Genomic DNA, 17,214 nt, shown 5'->3' on the forward strand with positions numbered 1-17,214 from the left:
ATGATGCATTACATCAGTAAGCACTTGGGGAAATGGGGAATCCGGGATGGCAAAAGCAAAGGGAAAGAAAGCTCCCGCATTAAAGAGTGACAAAATTCGTGTATCCATGAAGTTGGTCACTTCGGATGTATGTGAGAGATGCAAGACACCATGTACACGAGGAATGGATTACGCTGCACGGATGAGAACCGAAGGGGCTATTGGCAAGGGCGTTCCCTGTATTCTGACCCGCCATACTTCTTCATAACTCTTCGTATAATGCCGTATATATAACAATTATAGAACAGGGGCTTCCTTTAATGAGGATCGCCTCTTTTTGTGCATTCCAAGGGGTGGAAAAAATTCTGGATAAAAAATGAAAAATGATGAAAAACAGCGCAACTTTGTGGATGAATCTGCAGTATAAATGTACAACAGCTAGCAGCAGGGGAGGGAATATTGACGGGATGAAATGGAAACGAATATTGCTTTGTGTCACGGTATTCTCCTTGCTCGGCGGGTCTTTATTGTTTGCAGATTCGGTGAACGAGAAGATTCGTGTTCTCATTAACGGCAAGGAAGCAGCTGATGGAGGTTATCTCATTGATGGAACGACCTACGTACCTGTAAGGGAAGCTGGAGGCGTCGTCAAATGGGATAGCAGTAACAAGAGAGTAACGGTGATCAAACCGAATGTACATATTTTTCTCTTCAAGGGAGACACTGTATTTGGCAACGTTAACGTAGGCAAGTTAAAATTCAATGTATTTTCACAAGTGGACAGTCTGACAGCAGATGTAGCGGCGGTAAAAGTAACGATTACCAATCCGAGCGGTCAGGTGAAGGATATCCAGTCCCAGGAACTTACAACGCAGAAGGATAACTTCTGGTTCCGCACATACGATTTTACGTACGATTTCAGTCGTGCTGGCAAGTACCAAGTCGGTTTTCATATTAAAGAAAATGCAAACAGCAACTACGTCCTGGTAGCGGAGAAAATCATTACAGCGCTGAACGATTGAAGCGAAAATAACCCTGTGAGTTAAAATTGACCTGGGTCAGTGAACATGTTACGATATGCAAGGTTACACAATTTCTATTTATAAAGCGAGGTATTTCAATGAGCGATCACACACATGAACACGGCGATGGCTGCGGATGCGGGCAAGACCACGACCACGACCACGAGCATGAAGAAGTCCTTCTCACATTAACAGACGAGAACGGCCAAGACGTGGAGATGGTTTTGGTGGAGACGTTTGACGTGGAGAAGCATGTTTATGCGCTCCTGCTGGAACGTAACAATCCTGAAGCTGACGGCATCATCCTGCGTATGGAAGAAGAAGACGAGGAAATGGTGCTCTACAATATTGAAGACGAAGAAGAGTGGAACCGCGTTGAAGCGGCTTACAACGAACTCGTTGCATCACAAGAATAGTCATTCTTTTGGAACATAACATGAAGGCTCCTTGATTTCAGGGGGCCTTTTGTTTGCTTTTAAGAAGTTGACGAGCATATGTATCATTGGTTTGAACGACAAAATAGACGGGAAAATGCAAACCCGCTTCTCCCACAGAATAAAAAAAGACCAAGCGCAAGGCTTGGTCTTTCAGTTATATTCTTTGCATAGTGCAGGGGTGTTTTAGAAAATGGCGTCGGCTTCCACGATCACTTTAACGTTGGTTACGCTGCGATCCTCGGGTCCTTTGACAGGCAATCCGACTTCGACATGATCGATGATGTAGTCGATGTTTTCCTGGGTAATAACCTCACCCGGTAAGAGGATCGGAATTCCTGGCGGATAGACATAGATGAATTCCGAGATAATACGTCCTGCAGACTCCTTAAACGGAATCACTTCGGTATCACCGTAGAATGCATCACGTGGCGTCAGCATCAACTGTGGAATATCCGGAACTTTTACTACCAGTTCATGAGCCGGATTCACTTGATAATAGGTACGGGAAAGATCCTGTAAAGCGTTCAGCAAGATATCCACGCTGTCATCCGTATCTCCTGGCGTGATGAGGCACAGAATATTGTACATATCACTAAGTTCGACCTCGATGTTGTAATGCTCACGCAGCCAGTTCTCCGTCTCATATCCTGTAATACCCAGATGGCGAACATGGACTGTTACTTTGGTTGGGTCATAATTGAAGGTCGCTTCTGTACCCAGCAGCTCTTTACCGAAGCAATACAGTCCATCCATATCGTTAATCGAACGTCTGGCAAACTCGGCTAGTTCAATCGCCTTCTGTGCAATCTCACGACCGTGGAGCGCCAGGTTACGTCTTGATGTATCGAGTGAAGCAAGCAAAATGTATGAAGTGGATGTTGAGGTGAGCAGACTCAGGATCGTCTGTACACGCTGTGGATTCACGAACCCATTCTTCGTGTTCAGATTAAGTACGGAACTTTGTGTCATGGAGCCACCAAGCTTGTGAACACTGGTTGCAGCCATATCGGCGCCTGCTGCCATCGCAGACAACGGCAGATCCTCATGGAAATGAATGAGTACGCCATGTGCTTCATCAACAAGTACAGGGACTTGGTAGCTGTGTGCCAGCTCAACAATTTCTTTTAGGTCTGTAACTACGCCATAATAGGTCGGGTTAATTACAAGCAATGCCTTGGCATCCGGATGGCGCTCAAGTGCGCGACGGATAGACTGTGTGGTCACTCCATGGTCAATACCCAGATTGGCATCTTGGGATGGAGAGACGAATACGGGTTTGGCGCCTGAGAAAATGATGGCGGACAGAACCGATTTATGCACATTCCGGGGCACAATAATTTTGTCACCCGGTGAGCATACAGACAGAATCATGGTCATAATGGCACTGCTTGTGCCTTGTACACTAAAATAGGTATAATCGGCTCCGAAGGCATCTGCTGCCAGAATCTGTGCTTCCTGAATGACACCGGTTGGCTGATGAAGATCATCCAGCGGTGCGATGTTAATCAAATCTATGGAGAAGGCATTATCGCCAATAAATTCACGGAATTCGGTATCCGCTCCCAATCCTTTTTTGTGGCCCGGAATATGAAACTGTACCGGATTGAGTGCCGCATGATTTTTTAAAGCGGTAAACAGCGGCGTACGGTGGTGATTCATCAGTGCTGTCACAACCCTTCCTAATAAAATTGGTAAACAAAGATGAGTATAGCAAATTAAGAACCGAATGCAACAGTATAATCGACAATTTTTTAAATTGCCGAGATTTGGGCACATTCCCCACGGTTACACTAAGGATAGGGAATAGGCAAATGAACACCGAAAGGGGAAAAAGAATGCAAACTGATACAAAACCAGTCAAAATTTTGCGCTCCCCATTTTTTATCGCGATGTGGCTGACACTTTTTCTGGTTGAAATTATCAAAGGAGCCCTGTTGGTAGCTGTTCTGCCCGTGTATATGGACAATATTCTGGGTCTGTCCGCAGGTGTCATTGGTGTGGCATTCGCTCTTCAATATCTGGGAGATAATCTGTTCCGAGCGCCTTCCGGCTGGGCAGCAGAACGGATCGGGTTCCGCGCAACGATGGTCACAGCACTAATCTGTACCTTAATCGCTGTTATTATGATCCTTTTTCTCAAAAGTGCCGTTGGACTCGCCATGGCCTGTCTGATTCTTGGCATAGGCACGTCACCGCTCTGGCCTTGTGCCATGACAGGGGTGACTGCGATGTCAGGTCCACAGAACAAGAATGGTACAGCAATGGGGGCGCTGGAGATGGCCGCTCTGGGCGGTACAGGTCTTGGACCAGTCGGCATGAACTGGTTGCTGGAGCGTACGCATCATGATTATCGCACCATATTTCTGGTGTTGATGGGTTGTGCCATTCTCGTTATTCTGGTGGCCATGATCCTTCCTGGACGTGTCATTGTCGAAGGAGAGCATGCTGAGCAAGCGGCGAAGAATAAGGATTCAAAATATCCGGCCAAACCGAATTTGCTAACACCGTTCATCCGGCTGCAAAAGAGTGTGAAAGGCACACTGCAACGGGTACGCAGCACGCTTAATGTTAATCCACTGGTGTACCCTGCCTTGTTCATGCAATCGTTTGTCATCGGGCTGCTCAGTCCAGTAATTACGCTATATACACGGACAGACCTGCACATCTCACCGAACCTGTATAGTTTGTTGCTGATTGCAGGTGGTGGAATCACCGTTATTGCCTTACTGCCTGTAGGCAAAATGGTAGACCGGTTTGGCACGAAACCGTTCCTGAACGTTGGTTTTTTAATGGCGTCAGCAAGTCTGTTCGCATTTTCCTCCATAACCTCCATTCCGGTGGTGTTCGGTGTTGTCATGCTGGTGGGAGTCAGTTATGCCATGATTTTGCCAGCCTGGAATGCGTTTGTGGCCACGCTGATTCCCAAAGGCGAGCGAGGAGCGATCTGGGGATTCTTCCTTACCTTGCAGGGATCGGGCATGGTGGTAGGCCCCATTGTATCCGGACTGCTATGGGATCATGTTAGCCATCCGGCTCCGTTCATCGGGAGTGCCGTTGTCATGGCAGGGCTTGCCGTAGTGCACTTTGTTTTGTCCCGCAATCCGTTTCGTACCGCTCCAGCCAAATAAGCAAAAGAAAAGGAAGTTCCACCAACCGTCCTGGTTGTGGAACTTCCTTTTTTGGTGTCCGTTATACCACGAAAATCGGGGGCTTGCCCCTGTGCGTCTGCGGAAAGCTGCAATCCCGCGGTCCTTTCGGTGAAAAATAGTCAAATAACCAAGTACCCTTACATAAAATGAAGTATAAAATAGGGTAAGCCGATTGAGTAGAAGCGATTGAAGACGAGGGCCGGAGTTGATCCGGTACAGATGGAGGGAGTGCCGTGAATAAGAGTTATGAAGTTGAATATTGCAATCTGGAGCTGCGGTTCAACCGTCGGCATATCCAAAATTTGATCAAAGACCTTATTCGTGAGGGGTATTCACTATATTGGAGTGAGGACGAATCCTTTTTCATCCTGTCTGTCCGTACTGGCCGCAAGCTGGTAAAGCTCCGTTTTCAACAGACACGCAGTGGAAACTATAAGATGACAGGCGATTACCTTATCAAAGACGCGAAGCTTGCAGAGTGGCTGGAGAAGCTGATTGGAGATACACGCGGGCATGCGGTTGTGAAGCGGTTTAAGGATCAGCAGATGACCGTGGAGAACATTTTATTCGGTGAAGTCATTCGGCTCGTGGAGGTTTCCGGGTTCAAGCAACGTGTAATCTTTCAAAAAGAACCTGCGCCGACGGCGGAAGAGATGGAAGAAATGTTCCTCTCACGCGAAGGCGAGGAAAGGCTCATGTTGTTGCGCATGGAAGTGGACGATGAGCTGGAGCGCCTGCATACGGCCATTCAGGTAGATAATGTGGATAAAGCCAATGCCTGCCGTGAAGTACTGAAACGGTTGTCCGGGCATCTGTTGATGCTGGAAGGATGATGGGTAAAGATTCTGATTATAATCTGAGTTAAGAGCCCTGGTATATGCCAGGGCTTTGTGATGATGTAACCAAACCATTTGTACGAACAATCGTCGTCAAACCGTTTGGTCATTTAGGGTCGACAAGGACCAAGAATAGAGTAATCTGAGTTCTCAATCCAGACATCGAATTCGTTCACCCCATGGTTGAGCAGCAGCTCAGCTTCAAAAGAAGTGATGGGTACCGCCCATAATAGCTCTACTGTTTCATGACCTACATGGATCTGTTCGAGGGATTCTTTTTCTCCCCGCAGTTTTGCACAAAGACAATATTTGATTACCTTGTCATGTTGTATTATCTTCACGGTTGTATTTATGAAAATACAATGAACACCTCAGCAGATTGGGGAGTTTTCTTAATGTGACACGGTCTCACGGGGTTCACTTCTATACATAAAACCGTTAAAATGGGAGTATTGTTGAGAATTTATTTCAATAAAATTAATTGGAGCAAAGGATGGAGGACCAGATGACAAAACAACAAATTGGCGTAATTGGCCTGGCTGTCATGGGCAAAAATTTGGCCCTTAACATTGAAAGCAAAGGTTTCTCAGTATCGGTATATAACCGTTCCCCAGAGAAAACCCATGATCTTCTGAAAGAAGCTGAAGGTAAAAACCTGACAGGTTCATTCTCCATTGAAGAGTTCGTAGCATCCCTGGAATCCCCGCGCAAAATTTTGATCATGGTACAAGCCGGCAAAGCGACCGACGCTACCATTGAACAACTGCTTCCTCACCTGGATGAGGGCGACATCATTATCGATGGAGGGAACGCATACTTCCCTGACACGCAACGTCGCAGCAAAGAGTTGGAAGACAAAGGCATTCGTTTCATCGGTACAGGTGTATCCGGTGGTGAAGAAGGCGCACTGAAAGGCCCTTCCATCATGCCAGGTGGACAGGAAAGTGCTTATAAACTGGTTGAACCGATTCTGACGGCGATCTCGGCCAAAGTCGGTGACGATCCATGTTGTACATATATTGGACCAGACGGTGCCGGACACTATGTAAAAATGGTGCATAACGGTATCGAGTACGGAGACATGCAGTTGATTGGTGAAGCGTACCACTTGCTCAAATCCGTATTAAACGTTTCTGTTGAAGAGCTTCATGCAATCTTTACGGAATGGAATCAAGGGGAGCTGGACAGCTACCTGATCGAAATCACGGCAGATATCTTCTCCAAATACGATCCAGAAACGGGCAAACCAATGGTTGACGTTATCCTGGATGCTGCTGGACAAAAAGGAACAGGCAAATGGACAAGCCAAAGCGCGCTGGATCTCGGTGTACCATTGTCCATGATCACAGAATCCGTATTCTCCCGTTTCCTGTCTGCAATGAAGGATGAGCGTGTAGCAGCAAGCAAAATCCTGAATGGACCAGCAACTGAAGCATTCTCTGGGGACAAAAAAGCGTTCATCGAGAGCGTGCGTAAAGCCCTCTTCGCAAGTAAAATCGTATCCTACGCTCAAGGATTTGCACAAATGCGTGCAGCTTCCGACGAGTATGGCTGGGATCTGAAATACGGCAACATTGCCATGATCTTCCGTGGCGGTTGCATCATCCGTTCGCAGTTCCTGCAAAACATCAAGGAAGCTTATGATAAAGACGCAGCTCTGAAAAACTTGCTCTTGGATCCTTACTTCCAAAACATCGTTGAGTCTTATCAAGGGGCATGGCGTGAAGTTGTAGCGGCTGCTGTAAAACAAGGTGTTCCGGTACCTGGCTTCTCCAGCGCTCTTTCTTACTACGACAGCTACCGTACAGAGCGTCTGCCAGCCAACTTGCTGCAAGCTCAACGTGACTACTTCGGTGCTCACACATTCAAACGTGTGGACAAAGAAGGCAGCTTCCACCACAACTGGATGGAGTAGTCCCACCTATACGAATCGATGAGATTTAGGATAGAGCGCCTTAGAGTCGCAGATTTGGCCGCTTGAGAGGCTCAGAAGAGGTTTGGCGTTCCGGTGATTGCCGGTTAACGTCAGGCCTCTTTTTGGTCTTTCCCCGTCCGCAGGGCTGTGTTATGATAGGACAAAAGTGCTCACGAATTGCTTGAATTAAAGGAGTGTACACCTTGAGCAAGTCTAACAATATTATTCTCATTGGTATGATGGGAACCGGCAAATCAACCGTCGCTGACATGCTTGCACGCGAGCTTGGTTATCGATTGATTGATGTAGACGCCGCGGTGGAAAAAGAGGAAGGCTGTACGATTCCGGAACTGTTCACTGGCAAGGGAGAGACATATTTCCGTGATGCCGAGAGCCGCATGTTATGCTCGATGCTGGAGAAGAAGTCACAGGTCATAGCGACCGGAGGTGGCGTGGTACTGCGTTCGGATAATTGTGACGTGATGTTGAAAAATGGTTGGGTTGTTGCCTTGACTGCTGATCCGGCAGTGATTGTAGAGCGTGTTAGTGGTTGTGACAATCGTCCACTCCTCGCAGGCAATGCAGAGGAACGCATTCAGGCAATTATGGAAGAACGGAAAGATGCATATCGGTTCGCGCATTATACGGTGGATACAACTAAGTTATCCGCTGCTGAAGTGACTCGTTTAATTTTAGCGCATTACCGCGTCTAAGCTTGTTATCATCGAAGTTTGATGGTTGATAGGTGGGTGATAAGTGTTGCAGATATAACAAAACGGGCCATATTGGCCCGTTTCTAGGATTAGAGTAGTTTAGAGGTGAAAGGTTACAATTGACTTTGTTCCACTCCAGGTTTCTCTAGTCTTCCTGTTGCCACTGAAGCATACCGCCGACCATGTTGGTACAGCCTTCATATCCCAGTTGCTGCAGGTATTCGCAGGCACGCTCACTGCGGTAACCGCTACGACAGATGATCACGATCTCGCCTGACTTCTCAATCTCAGACAGTCGGTCCGGAATCTGTCCAAGCGGGATATGCTTGGCCCCTTCGATCATGCCTTGCGCGACTTCATCGTCCTCGCGGACGTCTATCATCTGCAGCTTCTCTCCCGCCTGTAAACGGCGGCGCAGCTCAGACGTTTCAATTTCAGCTATTTGTGTCATATTCAGGTCCTCTTTTCTGTATGGACTTAACGCTATAATGATACCCAAGCGATGCACAGAATGTCAATTTGGCCACAATATAATCAATGAAGGAGAATTTCATCCATGGACGTTATTGTTAAACCAACCCCTACTCTGAACGGGGAAATCGGGGCTCTGTCCTCCAAAAACTACACTACCCGCTATCTGTTGGCTGCTGCGCTGGCAGAAGGTACCAGTACCATTCATTTCCCGGCACACAGTGAAGATAGTGACGCCATGCGCAGATGTATCCGTGATCTTGGGGCAGTACTTGAAGAAGATGACAGCAAGATTGTGATCCAGGGCTTCGGCAGTCATCCCCGTGATGTGCGTGAATTGAATGTAGGGAATGCGGGTGCTGTACTTCGTTTCCTCATGGGAGTTACAGCGCTCTGCCCGGACGTTACATTTGTGAATACATACCCGGATTCGCTGGGTAAACGTCCGCATGATGACCTGATCGATGCGCTTGGCCAGTTGGGTGTAGAAGTACAGCACGAACAAGGACGCTTGCCGATTACCATCAAAGGTGGCAATGCCAAGGGTGGACACATTCGTGTATCCGGCTCCGTCAGCTCCCAATATCTGAGCGCATTGCTGTTTGTTACGCCTTTGCTGGCAGAAGACAGCACCATTGAAGTGCTGAATGACCTGAAGTCCAAGGTCGTTATCGGACAGACGCTGGAAGTGTTGGAGCAGGCCGGCATCGTTATCCATGCAAGCGATGATTACATGTCCTTCCGTGTACCAGGTGGACAGGCATACCAGCCAACGACTTATACGGTACAAGGGGATTATCCTGGATCAGCAGCGGTTCTTGCAGCAGCAGCGGTTACACAGTCTGATGTGAAAATTCTGCGCCTGATGGAACAGAGCAAGCAGGGTGAACGTGCCATCGTTGACGTGCTGCGCATGATGGAAGTGCCATTGACACATGAGAACGACGTTGTACACGTTCAAGGTAATGGAAGACTGAAAGCGATCGAATTCGACGGGGATGCCGCGACGGACGCCGTTTTGGCTATGGTAGCCGCAGCTGTGTTTGCGGAAGGCACGTCACGGTTCTATAATGTAGAGAACCTGCGTTACAAGGAATGTGACCGAATCACCGATTACTTGAACGAACTGCGGAAGGCAGGAGCGAACGTTGAAGAACGTCAAGCTGAGATTATCGTACACGGACGTCCGGAAGGTGTTGAAGGCGGTGTTGAGATTAACGCTCACTTCGATCATCGCGTTATTATGGCGCTTACAGTCGTTGGTCTGCGTTCCAAGGAACCGCTTCGTATTCGGGATGCACACCATGTAGCCAAGTCTTATCCGCAATATTTCGATCATTTGCAGGCGCTTGGCGCCTCCGTTCAATGGGTAAAAGAGTAAATAACTGAGAATCAGTCTTTTGAACACGCACTTTAATCAGAGAAGGATGGTGCTTGAACATGGAATTTAACAACCCTACTCGTGAAGAAATTGGACAAATTTTGCGCAAGGCAGGCAACATCGCAGTCGTCGGTTTATCAGACAAATCGGATCGCACTTCTTATATGGTGGCAGAAGCCATGCAGAGCAGAGGTTATCGCATCATCCCGGTTAATCCACAAGTGCAAGGTGAAATCCTTGGCGAGACGGTATATGCCACCCTCGCGGATATTCCAGAGCCGGTAGACATTGTCAATGTGTTTCGTCGCGATGAGTTCTGCGCGGATGTAGCACGTGACGCCGCTGCCATCAAAGCAAATGTCCTGTGGCTTCAGCTTGGCATCCATAGTGATGAAGCGGTTCAGATTGCGGCAGAGAACGGCATGACAGCGGTAACGAATCGTTGTATCAAGGTAGAGGATTCCATCGTTCTGCGCGGTGCTGGACGCGGCTGAGAGGCTCGTTCATCTGTGATCGGATGATCTCCTGATCTGACCCAATTGAATGAACATAGGTTGAATCCCGTTAACTTGAAGTTGACGGGATTTTTTCTGTTCTATTTTTGCCTTTATTAATTACCAATTGGTTACTGTTTTTACTTTGACAAAACGTTGCGTAAAGCTTACCATCTAGGATAGAAAGGAGAGGTCGCCATGAATTGGCTCGGATCCTTGCAGCAGCTCGGACGAGCGGTAATGCTGCCTACAATGGTCCTGCCCGCCGCCGCAATTTTGCTCAGTGTTGGCAGTCTGCCTTGGGACGCCTGGGGATTGGATATTGTCGGTGAAGTGTCTACCGTGGCCGGACACGGTATTTTTTATTTCTTACCGTATTTGTTCGCTGTCGGTGTAGCACTGGGACTCTCCAACCAGGCCGGACAAGCGGGACTTGCTGCTCTGGCTGGTATCGTGATATATGATCAGGTGACTCGGAACTTCGGTGACGGCACCGTTCAGCCCGCTTCCTTAATCGGAATCATACTCGGCGCGCTTGCCGGTGGGATGCATAATCGGTTTAAAAGCATTAAACTGCCCGAAATTTTACAATTTTTCGGAGGTTCAAGGTTTGTTTTGCTCATCGTCGGACTCTGTTCGGCATTGTTTTCCTGTTTTATGTTATGGATCGCTCCGATTTTACAGCATGGATTGAATGCCATTGCCACTTGGGAATACAGTCTCGGGGGATTTGGCTTGTTCATCTACGGAGTGTTATACAGGGTACTGGTCGCTTTCGGACTTCATCATCTGCTGAACAATGTGTTTTGGTTCCAGTTAGGAACGTTCGAAACGCCTGATGGTAACATTGTACAAGGGGATTTGCCCCGATTTTTTGCAGGTGATCCAACCGCAGGATTCTTTATGGCGGGTTTGTTTCCCATCATGATGTTTGCCATTCCCGCAATAGCCTTTGCGATTATTCAGGAAGCCAGGGAAGATTTGAAACCGAAAATCAAGAAAACTTTTCTGACATCGGCGCTCGTATGTTTTCTAACCGGCGTATCGGAACAGATTGAGTTTGCTTTTTTGTTCGCGGCACCGTATCTGTTCATCGTGCATGCAGTCATGTCCGGCGTTGCCATGTGGATTAGTTACTGGCTTGATATCCGGCATGGGTTCTCTTACTCCGCTGGTATTATTGATTACATACTCAATTTCCATCTATCGGAGAATGCTTGGAAGCTCATTCCGATTGGCATACTATATGGGCTGGTTTACTACTTCCTGTTCCGCTGGGCGATTCGTACGTTCAAGATTCCAACACCAGGACGCGAAGAGGGCTCCATGCTGGAAGATTGGGTGGGCAACATTCCTTATCAGGCGCCTTTAATCCTCGAAGCATTGGGTGGGAAGAGTAACATTGTACAGGTTGAAGCATGCATTACACGTCTTCGCCTGACTGTGCATGATGACCGCCTGATCGACACGGGTGCAATGAAGAGTATGGGGTCCGCTGGACTAATCAAGCTGGGTGGCGGTAACGTACAGGTGGTATTCGGGACCTACTCGGAATTGATTCGGGAAGAAATCGCGAAGCTGCTGGAAAGAGATCTGCAACAAGTTCTGTTCTGTGCTCCCGTTCAGGGTAAAATGCTACCGATTGAAGAGGTGCCGGATCAGATCTTTGCAGCCAAACTGGTTGGGGATGGCGTAGCTTTTGTTCCGGAAAAGGGAGAGCTGGTCTCGCCCGTGTACGGAACGATTATGCACTTGTACCCGACCATGCATGCCCTGGGTATTTCCACCCGAGAAGGGCTTGAGGTATTGTTGCATATTGGTATCGATACCTCTCAGTTGAAAGGCCATTTTGAAGCTTTTGTTCAGGAGGGCGATACGGTGGAGCCAGGGCAGTTGTTGATCAAGTTCGATCTGGCAGTACTTCGCGAGCAAGCAGCGTCACTGACAACACCAATGGTCATTACGAATCCGGATCGCGTAAAATCATGGAGTTTTGCTCCATTTAAGCAAGTGAAGAAAGGTCAGGCATCCGTTATGTCCGTGGTGCTCTATGACAGGAACGTTGGAGGGGTAGAATGAAGATACAAGGCATCAACGGAGCTGCAGGCATAGCCATCGGCAAAGCATTTGTCCTGCCCAGTTGGGAATGGGATCTGCCGGATCAAAAGATGGATTCGGTGGATCTCGCCCAAGAGTTCGAACGGTTGTATGAGGGCATACGGACATCAAAGGATGAGATCGAATATATCAAAAATGAGTTCAAGGAAGTTGTTGGTCCGGAGGAATCCAGTATCTTTGATGCGCATCTGGCAATTCTCGAAGATCCGGTATTCATGAACGAAATTCGTGGCATTATCGAGCGCCAATATAAGGCGGCAGAAGTGGCGGTCAAAGAAGCCATTGATCACTTTGTCACGATGTTTGACTTACTGGAAGACGAGTATATGAAGGAGCGTGCCATTGACATCAAGGATGTGGGTAACCGTCTGCTCAAGCATTTGCTTGGTGCACCGGAGATTACACTTCCTTCGGATACCCAGCCGTATGTACTCGTTGCCAAAGAATTGTCGCCATCTCAACTGGCGCATTTGAATCCCACCCATGTGTTAGGCATTGTAACCTTGATTGGCGGGAAAACATCACATTCTGCGATTATGGCTCGTGCTCTTGGCATTCCTCTCGTTTCCGGTCTGGAAGCGAGTCTTGGCATGCCGGTAGAGACAGGTGATATGCTTGTTGTGGATGGTGACAATGGCTTGGTATTTACGGACCCGGATCGCAAGACGATTGAACGATACACCATGCTTCGCAGCAAACAACTGAAGAAAAAGGAACAACTTCAAGTACTTGCTACCGTGGATGCCGTAACCAAAGATGGGGCTGTTTTGCACTTGGCATCCAATATCAGTTCGGTGAAGGAATTGGACCTTGCTTTGAAACAAGGAGCCAAAGGGGTGGGCTTGTTCCGTACAGAGTTCTTGTATATGGACCGTGCTACGTTCCCTGGTGAGCAAGAACAGTATGAGGTGTACCGTCTAGTGGCAGAGAAAACAGCAGGACAATCCGTTGTTATTCGTACACTGGATATCGGTGGTGACAAGCAACTTGATTATTTTGAATTGCCAGAGGAAGACAATCCGTTCCTGGGTTATCGTGCCATTCGGATTAGTCTGGACCGCAAGGATCTGTTCAAAACACAGCTTACAGCCATTCTGCGTGCCAGCGCTGCCGGCAATGTCAAAATCATGTATCCGATGATCTCCTCGGTAGAAGAGCTTCAGCAGGCTAATGAGATTCTTCGTGAGGCGATGTCCGATCTGGACGAGCGGGGACTGTCATACGACCCTCACATTCAGGTGGGGATTATGATTGAAGTTCCTGCAGCGGTGATGATTGCTGACCTTCTGGCTGAGGAAGCGGATTTCTTCAGTATTGGTACGAATGATCTGGTTCAATATGTATTGGCAGTAGATCGAATGAATGAGCAGATAGCTCATATGTATCATCCATATCATCCAGCTGTTCTGCGAATGCTTCGTGCCACAGCGGATGCGGCTCACACCGCCGGAATTGATGTTAGTGTCTGCGGGGAGATGGCGGGGGATGAACGTGCCATTCCGCTTTGGCTGGAACTTGGCATTCGCCACTTGAGCATGTCTCCACAATCCCTGTTACGTGTGAAGCACAGAGTGCTGAATACAACGGCATCGGATGCCAAAGAAGAAGCGCGTAAGTGCTTTGCCCTGCGCACTAGTGGAGATATTGAGGAGCGTCTACAGCTTTTTAATGAATCCACAGGCAGCCCAGACGAACAAAGTGGTTCGAATGCATCATGATTGGGATAAATGGATATAAATGCCTTAAAGTTAATATATTTACATTTGTAATAATGATGTTTTAGAAAGCTTGTTAAATAAAAACAACCCCATTGTGCATGAGCGCACAACGGGGTTGTTTTTATTTGTCAGCGAGTGCATCACAGAATGCTTTGCCGTAAGGTGGAAGGTCAGGCGGACGGCGTGCTGAGATGATATGTCCATCAACAACAACCGCTTCATCTTTCCAGATCGCACCTGCATTCTCCATGTCATCACGAATGCCTGGTGTAGAGGTTACTGTAACCCCGTCCAGAATTTTGGCAGAGATCAGAACCCAGCCCGCATGACAGATCTGTCCAATCGGTTTCCGGTCTTCATTCATTTCCTTTACAAGCTCCAGCACCTTGGGATAACGACGCAGCTTGTCCGGCGCCCAGCCGCCTGGCACGAGAATACCATCATAATCCGAACTGTCAAGTTCATCGAAACTGTATTCGGCTTCAGCAGGCACACCATATTTGCCAATATAGGTTTTTCCTTTTTTTTCTCCAGCAAGATGCACTTCTGCACCTTCTTCACGAACCCGATGCACAGGGTACCACAATTCTAAATCTTCGAATTCTTCATCGACCAGAGCGATGACTTTTTTACCGGTTAATCTCATGTCCATCTCTCCTTTTTGTGGTGATTAGGGATGTCGCATCTTTCATTGTAACAGATTCTCCGTGGGAGTTCATGGAAGTGCATGTTCACTTTGGAGGAAGCGATTACAAGTCAGTGACTGCCTGCATTCGACAACCTTGATCTGGAGGGAGTGGTAATTTGTGCAACCTTTTATTTGCAGCAGGATTTGAGCCGAAATAGGTCGAATGGTACGTATATAGAGTATAGAACGAATGAGGTGATGGTTGTGCGCAAGTCGTGCAGATGTGGACATGTAATGGAGTTGGAATTAAGAACAGTGGTTTACGCCAAAAAGGTGGAGATTCGAAACGTACCCGTATTTGCGTGTACAGATTGTGTATCCTACGAAGTGCTTCCGCCAGTCAAGCCGGATTTAACAGAATGTATAAGCACACTGGGTGAACAACCCGTGAAGCAGGATGTATCTTTTGGTGAGCGCAATGAGCTGGCAGACCTGTTCCATGAGCAACTGCTGGCCTGGCCGGATGCGACGGATCGGGAGATGGAATATCGCATGCAGCAAGCGGTGGAAGAGCGCATTAATCTGTTACTGGACATTATGGGTTACGCAACGAAGTCTGGAGATGCTGCGTGGATTGAGACCACAGAGCGCAGATTAAGTCAATTATCCGGATTTGTGTGGCAGGAGTACTTCTCGAATGCTGTCTAACTTTGACGTGTGAAATGCTTGTTTTCATGAAAATTGGCTTTTTCGCGCACTTTTTGTTAAGATATCGAAGAGTGAAAACGCTCAACATAGCGGTATTCCTGGTAAAGGGGGATGTATATCTAATGGCTGACATGACTAAAATGACAAGTATTGAACAGCTAAACTCCGCAGTGGAGGCTACCGAGGATCAACCTTTGCTTCTGTTTAAGCACAGTACGCGCTGTCCGATCAGCTCCAACGCTTATCAGGAGATGAACGATTATTTGCATAACAATGCCAATGAAAATGTGAAATACGGCATCATCTATGTGGTGGAAGATCGCCCAGTATCCAATGAAGCAGCAGACAAGCTGGGTGTTAAGCACGAATCTCCACAGGCGATCCTGATTAAAAAGGGAATTCCTGTATGGCATACTTCCCATTCTGATATTACTAGAACCACACTTACGAATGTTTTGAGTGAGTCCTAAAGCCTATTTTAATTGATTAATGCAAAAATTTGTCGTAATATAAATCTTAATGAAAATGGTATGAAAATTTACTGGTAATGGAGAGAAGTACTGTGACGGTAACCATTTATGATGTGGCACGTGAAGCTGGAGTGTCTATGGCAACGGTATCACGGGTAGTTAATAATAACCCTAATGTCAAACCGCAAACGCGGAAAAAAGTATATGAGGCCATCGAGCGGTTGGGATATCGTCCGAATGCGGTAGCCAGAGGTCTGGCAAGCAAGAAGACAACCACGGTCGGGGTCGTTATTCCGGATATTTCGAACTCAACCTTCGCGGAGATTGCCCGCGGAATTGAAGATATTGCGAATATGTATCACTACAACATTATCTTGTGTAATGCAGATAAGAAGAAAGAAAAAGAAATTCGTGTTATTAACACATTGCTCGAAAAACAAGTAGATGGACTGCTCTTCATGGGTGGAACAGTAACCGACGAACACATTCAGGCGTTCCAGTCTGCAGCTGTGCCGATCGTACTTTGTGCAACGAGTGATGAGAAGGGAACATTCCCTTCGGTGGATATTGACCATGAAGCAGCTGCGTTTGACGCGGTTAACACCCTGATTCGTCATGGACACAAGGAAATTGCGATGATCAGTGGTACACTGCAAGATCCTGCGAATGGATATGCCCGTTTCCAAGGTTACAAGAAAGCACTGGAAGCAGCGGGGATTGAATACCAGGAGGATCTTGTTCGAATCGGTAACTATCGGTATGAATCCGGTGTGGAAGCAATGAAATATTTCCTTGGACTCAAGAAAAAACCATCAGCTATCTTTGCTGCAACAGATGAAATGGCGATTGGCGCTATTCACAGCATTCAGGATGACGGTCTGAAAGTACCGGATGACTTCTCCATTATTAGTGTGGATAACATCCGTATGGCTTCCATGGTACGTCCTCAGTTGACGACAGTGGCACAGCCAATGTACGATCTTGGCGCAGTTGCGATGCGTTTGCTGACCAAGTTGATGAAGAAAGAAAATGTAGAGAACCCACGGGTTATTTTGCCGCATGAAACGATTCTCCGTCTGTCTGTAAGTCACTCAGATGTAGTGTAATCGGGATTATATACAAGTAAGGGAGAAGCCATTCTCTCTACATAGTGGATATGCGAAAGCTCCGGAGAC

At 47.5% G+C, this 17,214-nt stretch carries 17 protein-coding genes; 14 read left to right on the plus strand and 3 right to left on the minus strand.

Annotated features, from left to right (window positions below; all coding sequences use genetic code 11):
• Window positions 1–46 precede the first annotated feature (46 nt).
• From ACTHPG_RS16935 to ACTHPG_RS16945, 3 genes are all read left to right on the plus strand, one after another.
• Entirely contained in the window at window positions 47–247 is a 201-nt protein-coding gene (locus ACTHPG_RS16935) for a hypothetical protein (RefSeq protein ID WP_433745291.1), read from the plus strand.
• 199 nt (window positions 248–446) lie between these two features.
• On the plus strand, window positions 447–1,001 hold the full coding sequence (locus ACTHPG_RS16940; RefSeq protein WP_278298976.1) for a copper amine oxidase: 555 nt from the start codon (window positions 447–449) through the stop codon (window positions 999–1,001).
• A gap of 98 nt (window positions 1,002–1,099) precedes the next feature.
• Window positions 1,100–1,417 carry a DUF1292 domain-containing protein gene (locus tag ACTHPG_RS16945; protein WP_036614722.1) on the plus strand — a complete coding sequence of 106 codons (318 nt, stop codon included), beginning with the start codon at window positions 1,100–1,102 and terminating at the stop codon, window positions 1,415–1,417.
• A gap of 204 nt (window positions 1,418–1,621) precedes the next feature.
• Here ACTHPG_RS16945 and ACTHPG_RS16950 read toward each other — a convergent pair whose 3' ends face one another.
• Window positions 1,622–3,097: an aminotransferase class I/II-fold pyridoxal phosphate-dependent enzyme gene (locus tag ACTHPG_RS16950; RefSeq protein WP_278299186.1), complete on the minus strand. Its 1,476-nt coding sequence runs from the start codon at window positions 3,095–3,097 to the stop codon at window positions 1,622–1,624.
• 176 nt (window positions 3,098–3,273) lie between these two features.
• Between ACTHPG_RS16950 and ACTHPG_RS16955 the strand changes: the two genes are divergently transcribed.
• The 4 genes from ACTHPG_RS16955 to ACTHPG_RS16970 all read left to right on the plus strand — a co-directional run bounded on the left by ACTHPG_RS16955 (window position 3,274) and on the right by ACTHPG_RS16970 (window position 8,051).
• On the plus strand, window positions 3,274–4,566 hold the full coding sequence (locus ACTHPG_RS16955; RefSeq protein WP_440390687.1) for an MFS transporter: 1,293 nt from the start codon (window positions 3,274–3,276) through the stop codon (window positions 4,564–4,566).
• Window positions 4,567–4,820: 254 nt separating this feature from the next.
• The gene (locus tag ACTHPG_RS16960) at window positions 4,821–5,420 is read left to right on the plus strand and encodes a hypothetical protein (RefSeq protein ID WP_278298978.1); all 600 of its coding nucleotides are present in this window, start codon (window positions 4,821–4,823) and stop codon (window positions 5,418–5,420) included.
• Between the two features lie 508 nt (window positions 5,421–5,928).
• Complete coding sequence (gene gndA, locus ACTHPG_RS16965) at window positions 5,929–7,338, plus strand: NADP-dependent phosphogluconate dehydrogenase (RefSeq protein ID WP_440390688.1); 1,410 nt, start codon at window positions 5,929–5,931, stop codon at window positions 7,336–7,338.
• 203 nt (window positions 7,339–7,541) lie between these two features.
• Window positions 7,542–8,051 carry a shikimate kinase gene (locus ACTHPG_RS16970; RefSeq protein ID WP_440390689.1) on the plus strand — a complete coding sequence of 170 codons (510 nt, stop codon included), beginning with the start codon at window positions 7,542–7,544 and terminating at the stop codon, window positions 8,049–8,051.
• Window positions 8,052–8,196: 145 nt separating this feature from the next.
• Here ACTHPG_RS16970 and ACTHPG_RS16975 read toward each other — a convergent pair whose 3' ends face one another.
• On the minus strand, window positions 8,197–8,502 hold the full coding sequence (locus tag ACTHPG_RS16975) for a rhodanese-like domain-containing protein (RefSeq protein WP_017687407.1): 306 nt from the start codon (window positions 8,500–8,502) through the stop codon (window positions 8,197–8,199).
• A 105-nt stretch (window positions 8,503–8,607) separates the two neighbouring features.
• On the opposite strand from ACTHPG_RS16975, the gene aroA reads away from it, so the two are divergent.
• The 4 genes from aroA to ptsP all read left to right on the plus strand — a co-directional run bounded on the left by aroA (window position 8,608) and on the right by ptsP (window position 14,233).
• Window positions 8,608–9,903: a 3-phosphoshikimate 1-carboxyvinyltransferase gene (gene aroA, locus ACTHPG_RS16980; protein WP_440390690.1), complete on the plus strand. Its 1,296-nt coding sequence runs from the start codon at window positions 8,608–8,610 to the stop codon at window positions 9,901–9,903.
• Between the two features lie 59 nt (window positions 9,904–9,962).
• Window positions 9,963–10,397, plus strand: coding sequence for a CoA-binding protein (locus ACTHPG_RS16985; protein WP_124116073.1), 435 nt, complete (start codon window positions 9,963–9,965; stop codon window positions 10,395–10,397).
• Between the two features lie 198 nt (window positions 10,398–10,595).
• Complete coding sequence (locus tag ACTHPG_RS16990) at window positions 10,596–12,476, plus strand: glucose PTS transporter subunit IIA (RefSeq protein ID WP_440390691.1); 1,881 nt, start codon at window positions 10,596–10,598, stop codon at window positions 12,474–12,476.
• Complete coding sequence (gene ptsP, locus ACTHPG_RS16995) at window positions 12,473–14,233, plus strand: phosphoenolpyruvate--protein phosphotransferase (protein ID WP_440390692.1); 1,761 nt, start codon at window positions 12,473–12,475, stop codon at window positions 14,231–14,233. Before ACTHPG_RS16990 ends, ptsP begins: the two co-directional genes overlap by 4 nt.
• 121 nt (window positions 14,234–14,354) lie before the next feature.
• Here ptsP and ACTHPG_RS17000 read toward each other — a convergent pair whose 3' ends face one another.
• Window positions 14,355–14,879 (minus strand): type 1 glutamine amidotransferase domain-containing protein, encoded by a 525-nt coding sequence (locus ACTHPG_RS17000; protein ID WP_440390693.1) that lies wholly within the window; start codon window positions 14,877–14,879, stop codon window positions 14,355–14,357.
• Window positions 14,880–15,155: 276 nt separating this feature from the next.
• Here ACTHPG_RS17000 and ACTHPG_RS17005 point away from each other — a divergent pair, with 276 nt between their 5' ends.
• The 3 genes from ACTHPG_RS17005 to ccpA all read left to right on the plus strand — a co-directional run bounded on the left by ACTHPG_RS17005 (window position 15,156) and on the right by ccpA (window position 17,145).
• Window positions 15,156–15,569 carry a hypothetical protein gene (locus tag ACTHPG_RS17005; protein ID WP_440390694.1) on the plus strand — a complete coding sequence of 138 codons (414 nt, stop codon included), beginning with the start codon at window positions 15,156–15,158 and terminating at the stop codon, window positions 15,567–15,569.
• A 122-nt stretch (window positions 15,570–15,691) separates the two neighbouring features.
• Complete coding sequence (gene ytxJ / locus ACTHPG_RS17010; RefSeq protein WP_440390695.1) at window positions 15,692–16,039, plus strand: bacillithiol system redox-active protein YtxJ; 348 nt, start codon at window positions 15,692–15,694, stop codon at window positions 16,037–16,039.
• Window positions 16,040–16,131: 92 nt separating this feature from the next.
• Window positions 16,132–17,145: a catabolite control protein A gene (gene ccpA, locus ACTHPG_RS17015; protein WP_440390696.1), complete on the plus strand. Its 1,014-nt coding sequence runs from the start codon at window positions 16,132–16,134 to the stop codon at window positions 17,143–17,145.
• The last annotated feature ends 69 nt before the right edge of the window (window positions 17,146–17,214 follow it).

It is taken from the genome of Paenibacillus sp. SAF-068, from assembly GCF_051967555.1.
In the GTDB taxonomy this organism is placed as follows: Bacteria; Bacillota; Bacilli; order Paenibacillales; family Paenibacillaceae; genus Paenibacillus.

Coding starts and splice junctions, on each gene's coding strand:
- ACTHPG_RS16935 (WP_433745291.1), top strand. CDS start 47: ATGGCAAAAGCAAAGGGAAAGAAAGCTCCCGCATTAAAGAGTGACAAA.
- aroA (WP_440390690.1), top strand. CDS start 8,608: ATGGACGTTATTGTTAAACCAACCCCTACTCTGAACGGGGAAATCGGG.
- ACTHPG_RS16955 (WP_440390687.1), top strand. CDS start 3,274: ATGCAAACTGATACAAAACCAGTCAAAATTTTGCGCTCCCCATTTTTT.
- ACTHPG_RS16940 (WP_278298976.1), top strand. CDS start 447: ATGAAATGGAAACGAATATTGCTTTGTGTCACGGTATTCTCCTTGCTC.
- ACTHPG_RS16990 (WP_440390691.1), top strand. CDS start 10,596: ATGAATTGGCTCGGATCCTTGCAGCAGCTCGGACGAGCGGTAATGCTG.
- gndA (WP_440390688.1), top strand. CDS start 5,929: ATGACAAAACAACAAATTGGCGTAATTGGCCTGGCTGTCATGGGCAAA.
- ACTHPG_RS16945 (WP_036614722.1), top strand. CDS start 1,100: ATGAGCGATCACACACATGAACACGGCGATGGCTGCGGATGCGGGCAA.
- ACTHPG_RS17005 (WP_440390694.1), top strand. CDS start 15,156: ATGGAGTTGGAATTAAGAACAGTGGTTTACGCCAAAAAGGTGGAGATT.
- ytxJ (WP_440390695.1), top strand. CDS start 15,692: ATGGCTGACATGACTAAAATGACAAGTATTGAACAGCTAAACTCCGCA.
- ACTHPG_RS16975 (WP_017687407.1), bottom strand. CDS start 8,502: ATGACACAAATAGCTGAAATTGAAACGTCTGAGCTGCGCCGCCGTTTA.
- ACTHPG_RS16985 (WP_124116073.1), top strand. CDS start 9,963: ATGGAATTTAACAACCCTACTCGTGAAGAAATTGGACAAATTTTGCGC.
- ACTHPG_RS16950 (WP_278299186.1), bottom strand. CDS start 3,097: ATGAATCACCACCGTACGCCGCTGTTTACCGCTTTAAAAAATCATGCG.
- ACTHPG_RS17000 (WP_440390693.1), bottom strand. CDS start 14,879: ATGAGATTAACCGGTAAAAAAGTCATCGCTCTGGTCGATGAAGAATTC.
- ptsP (WP_440390692.1), top strand. CDS start 12,473: ATGAAGATACAAGGCATCAACGGAGCTGCAGGCATAGCCATCGGCAAA.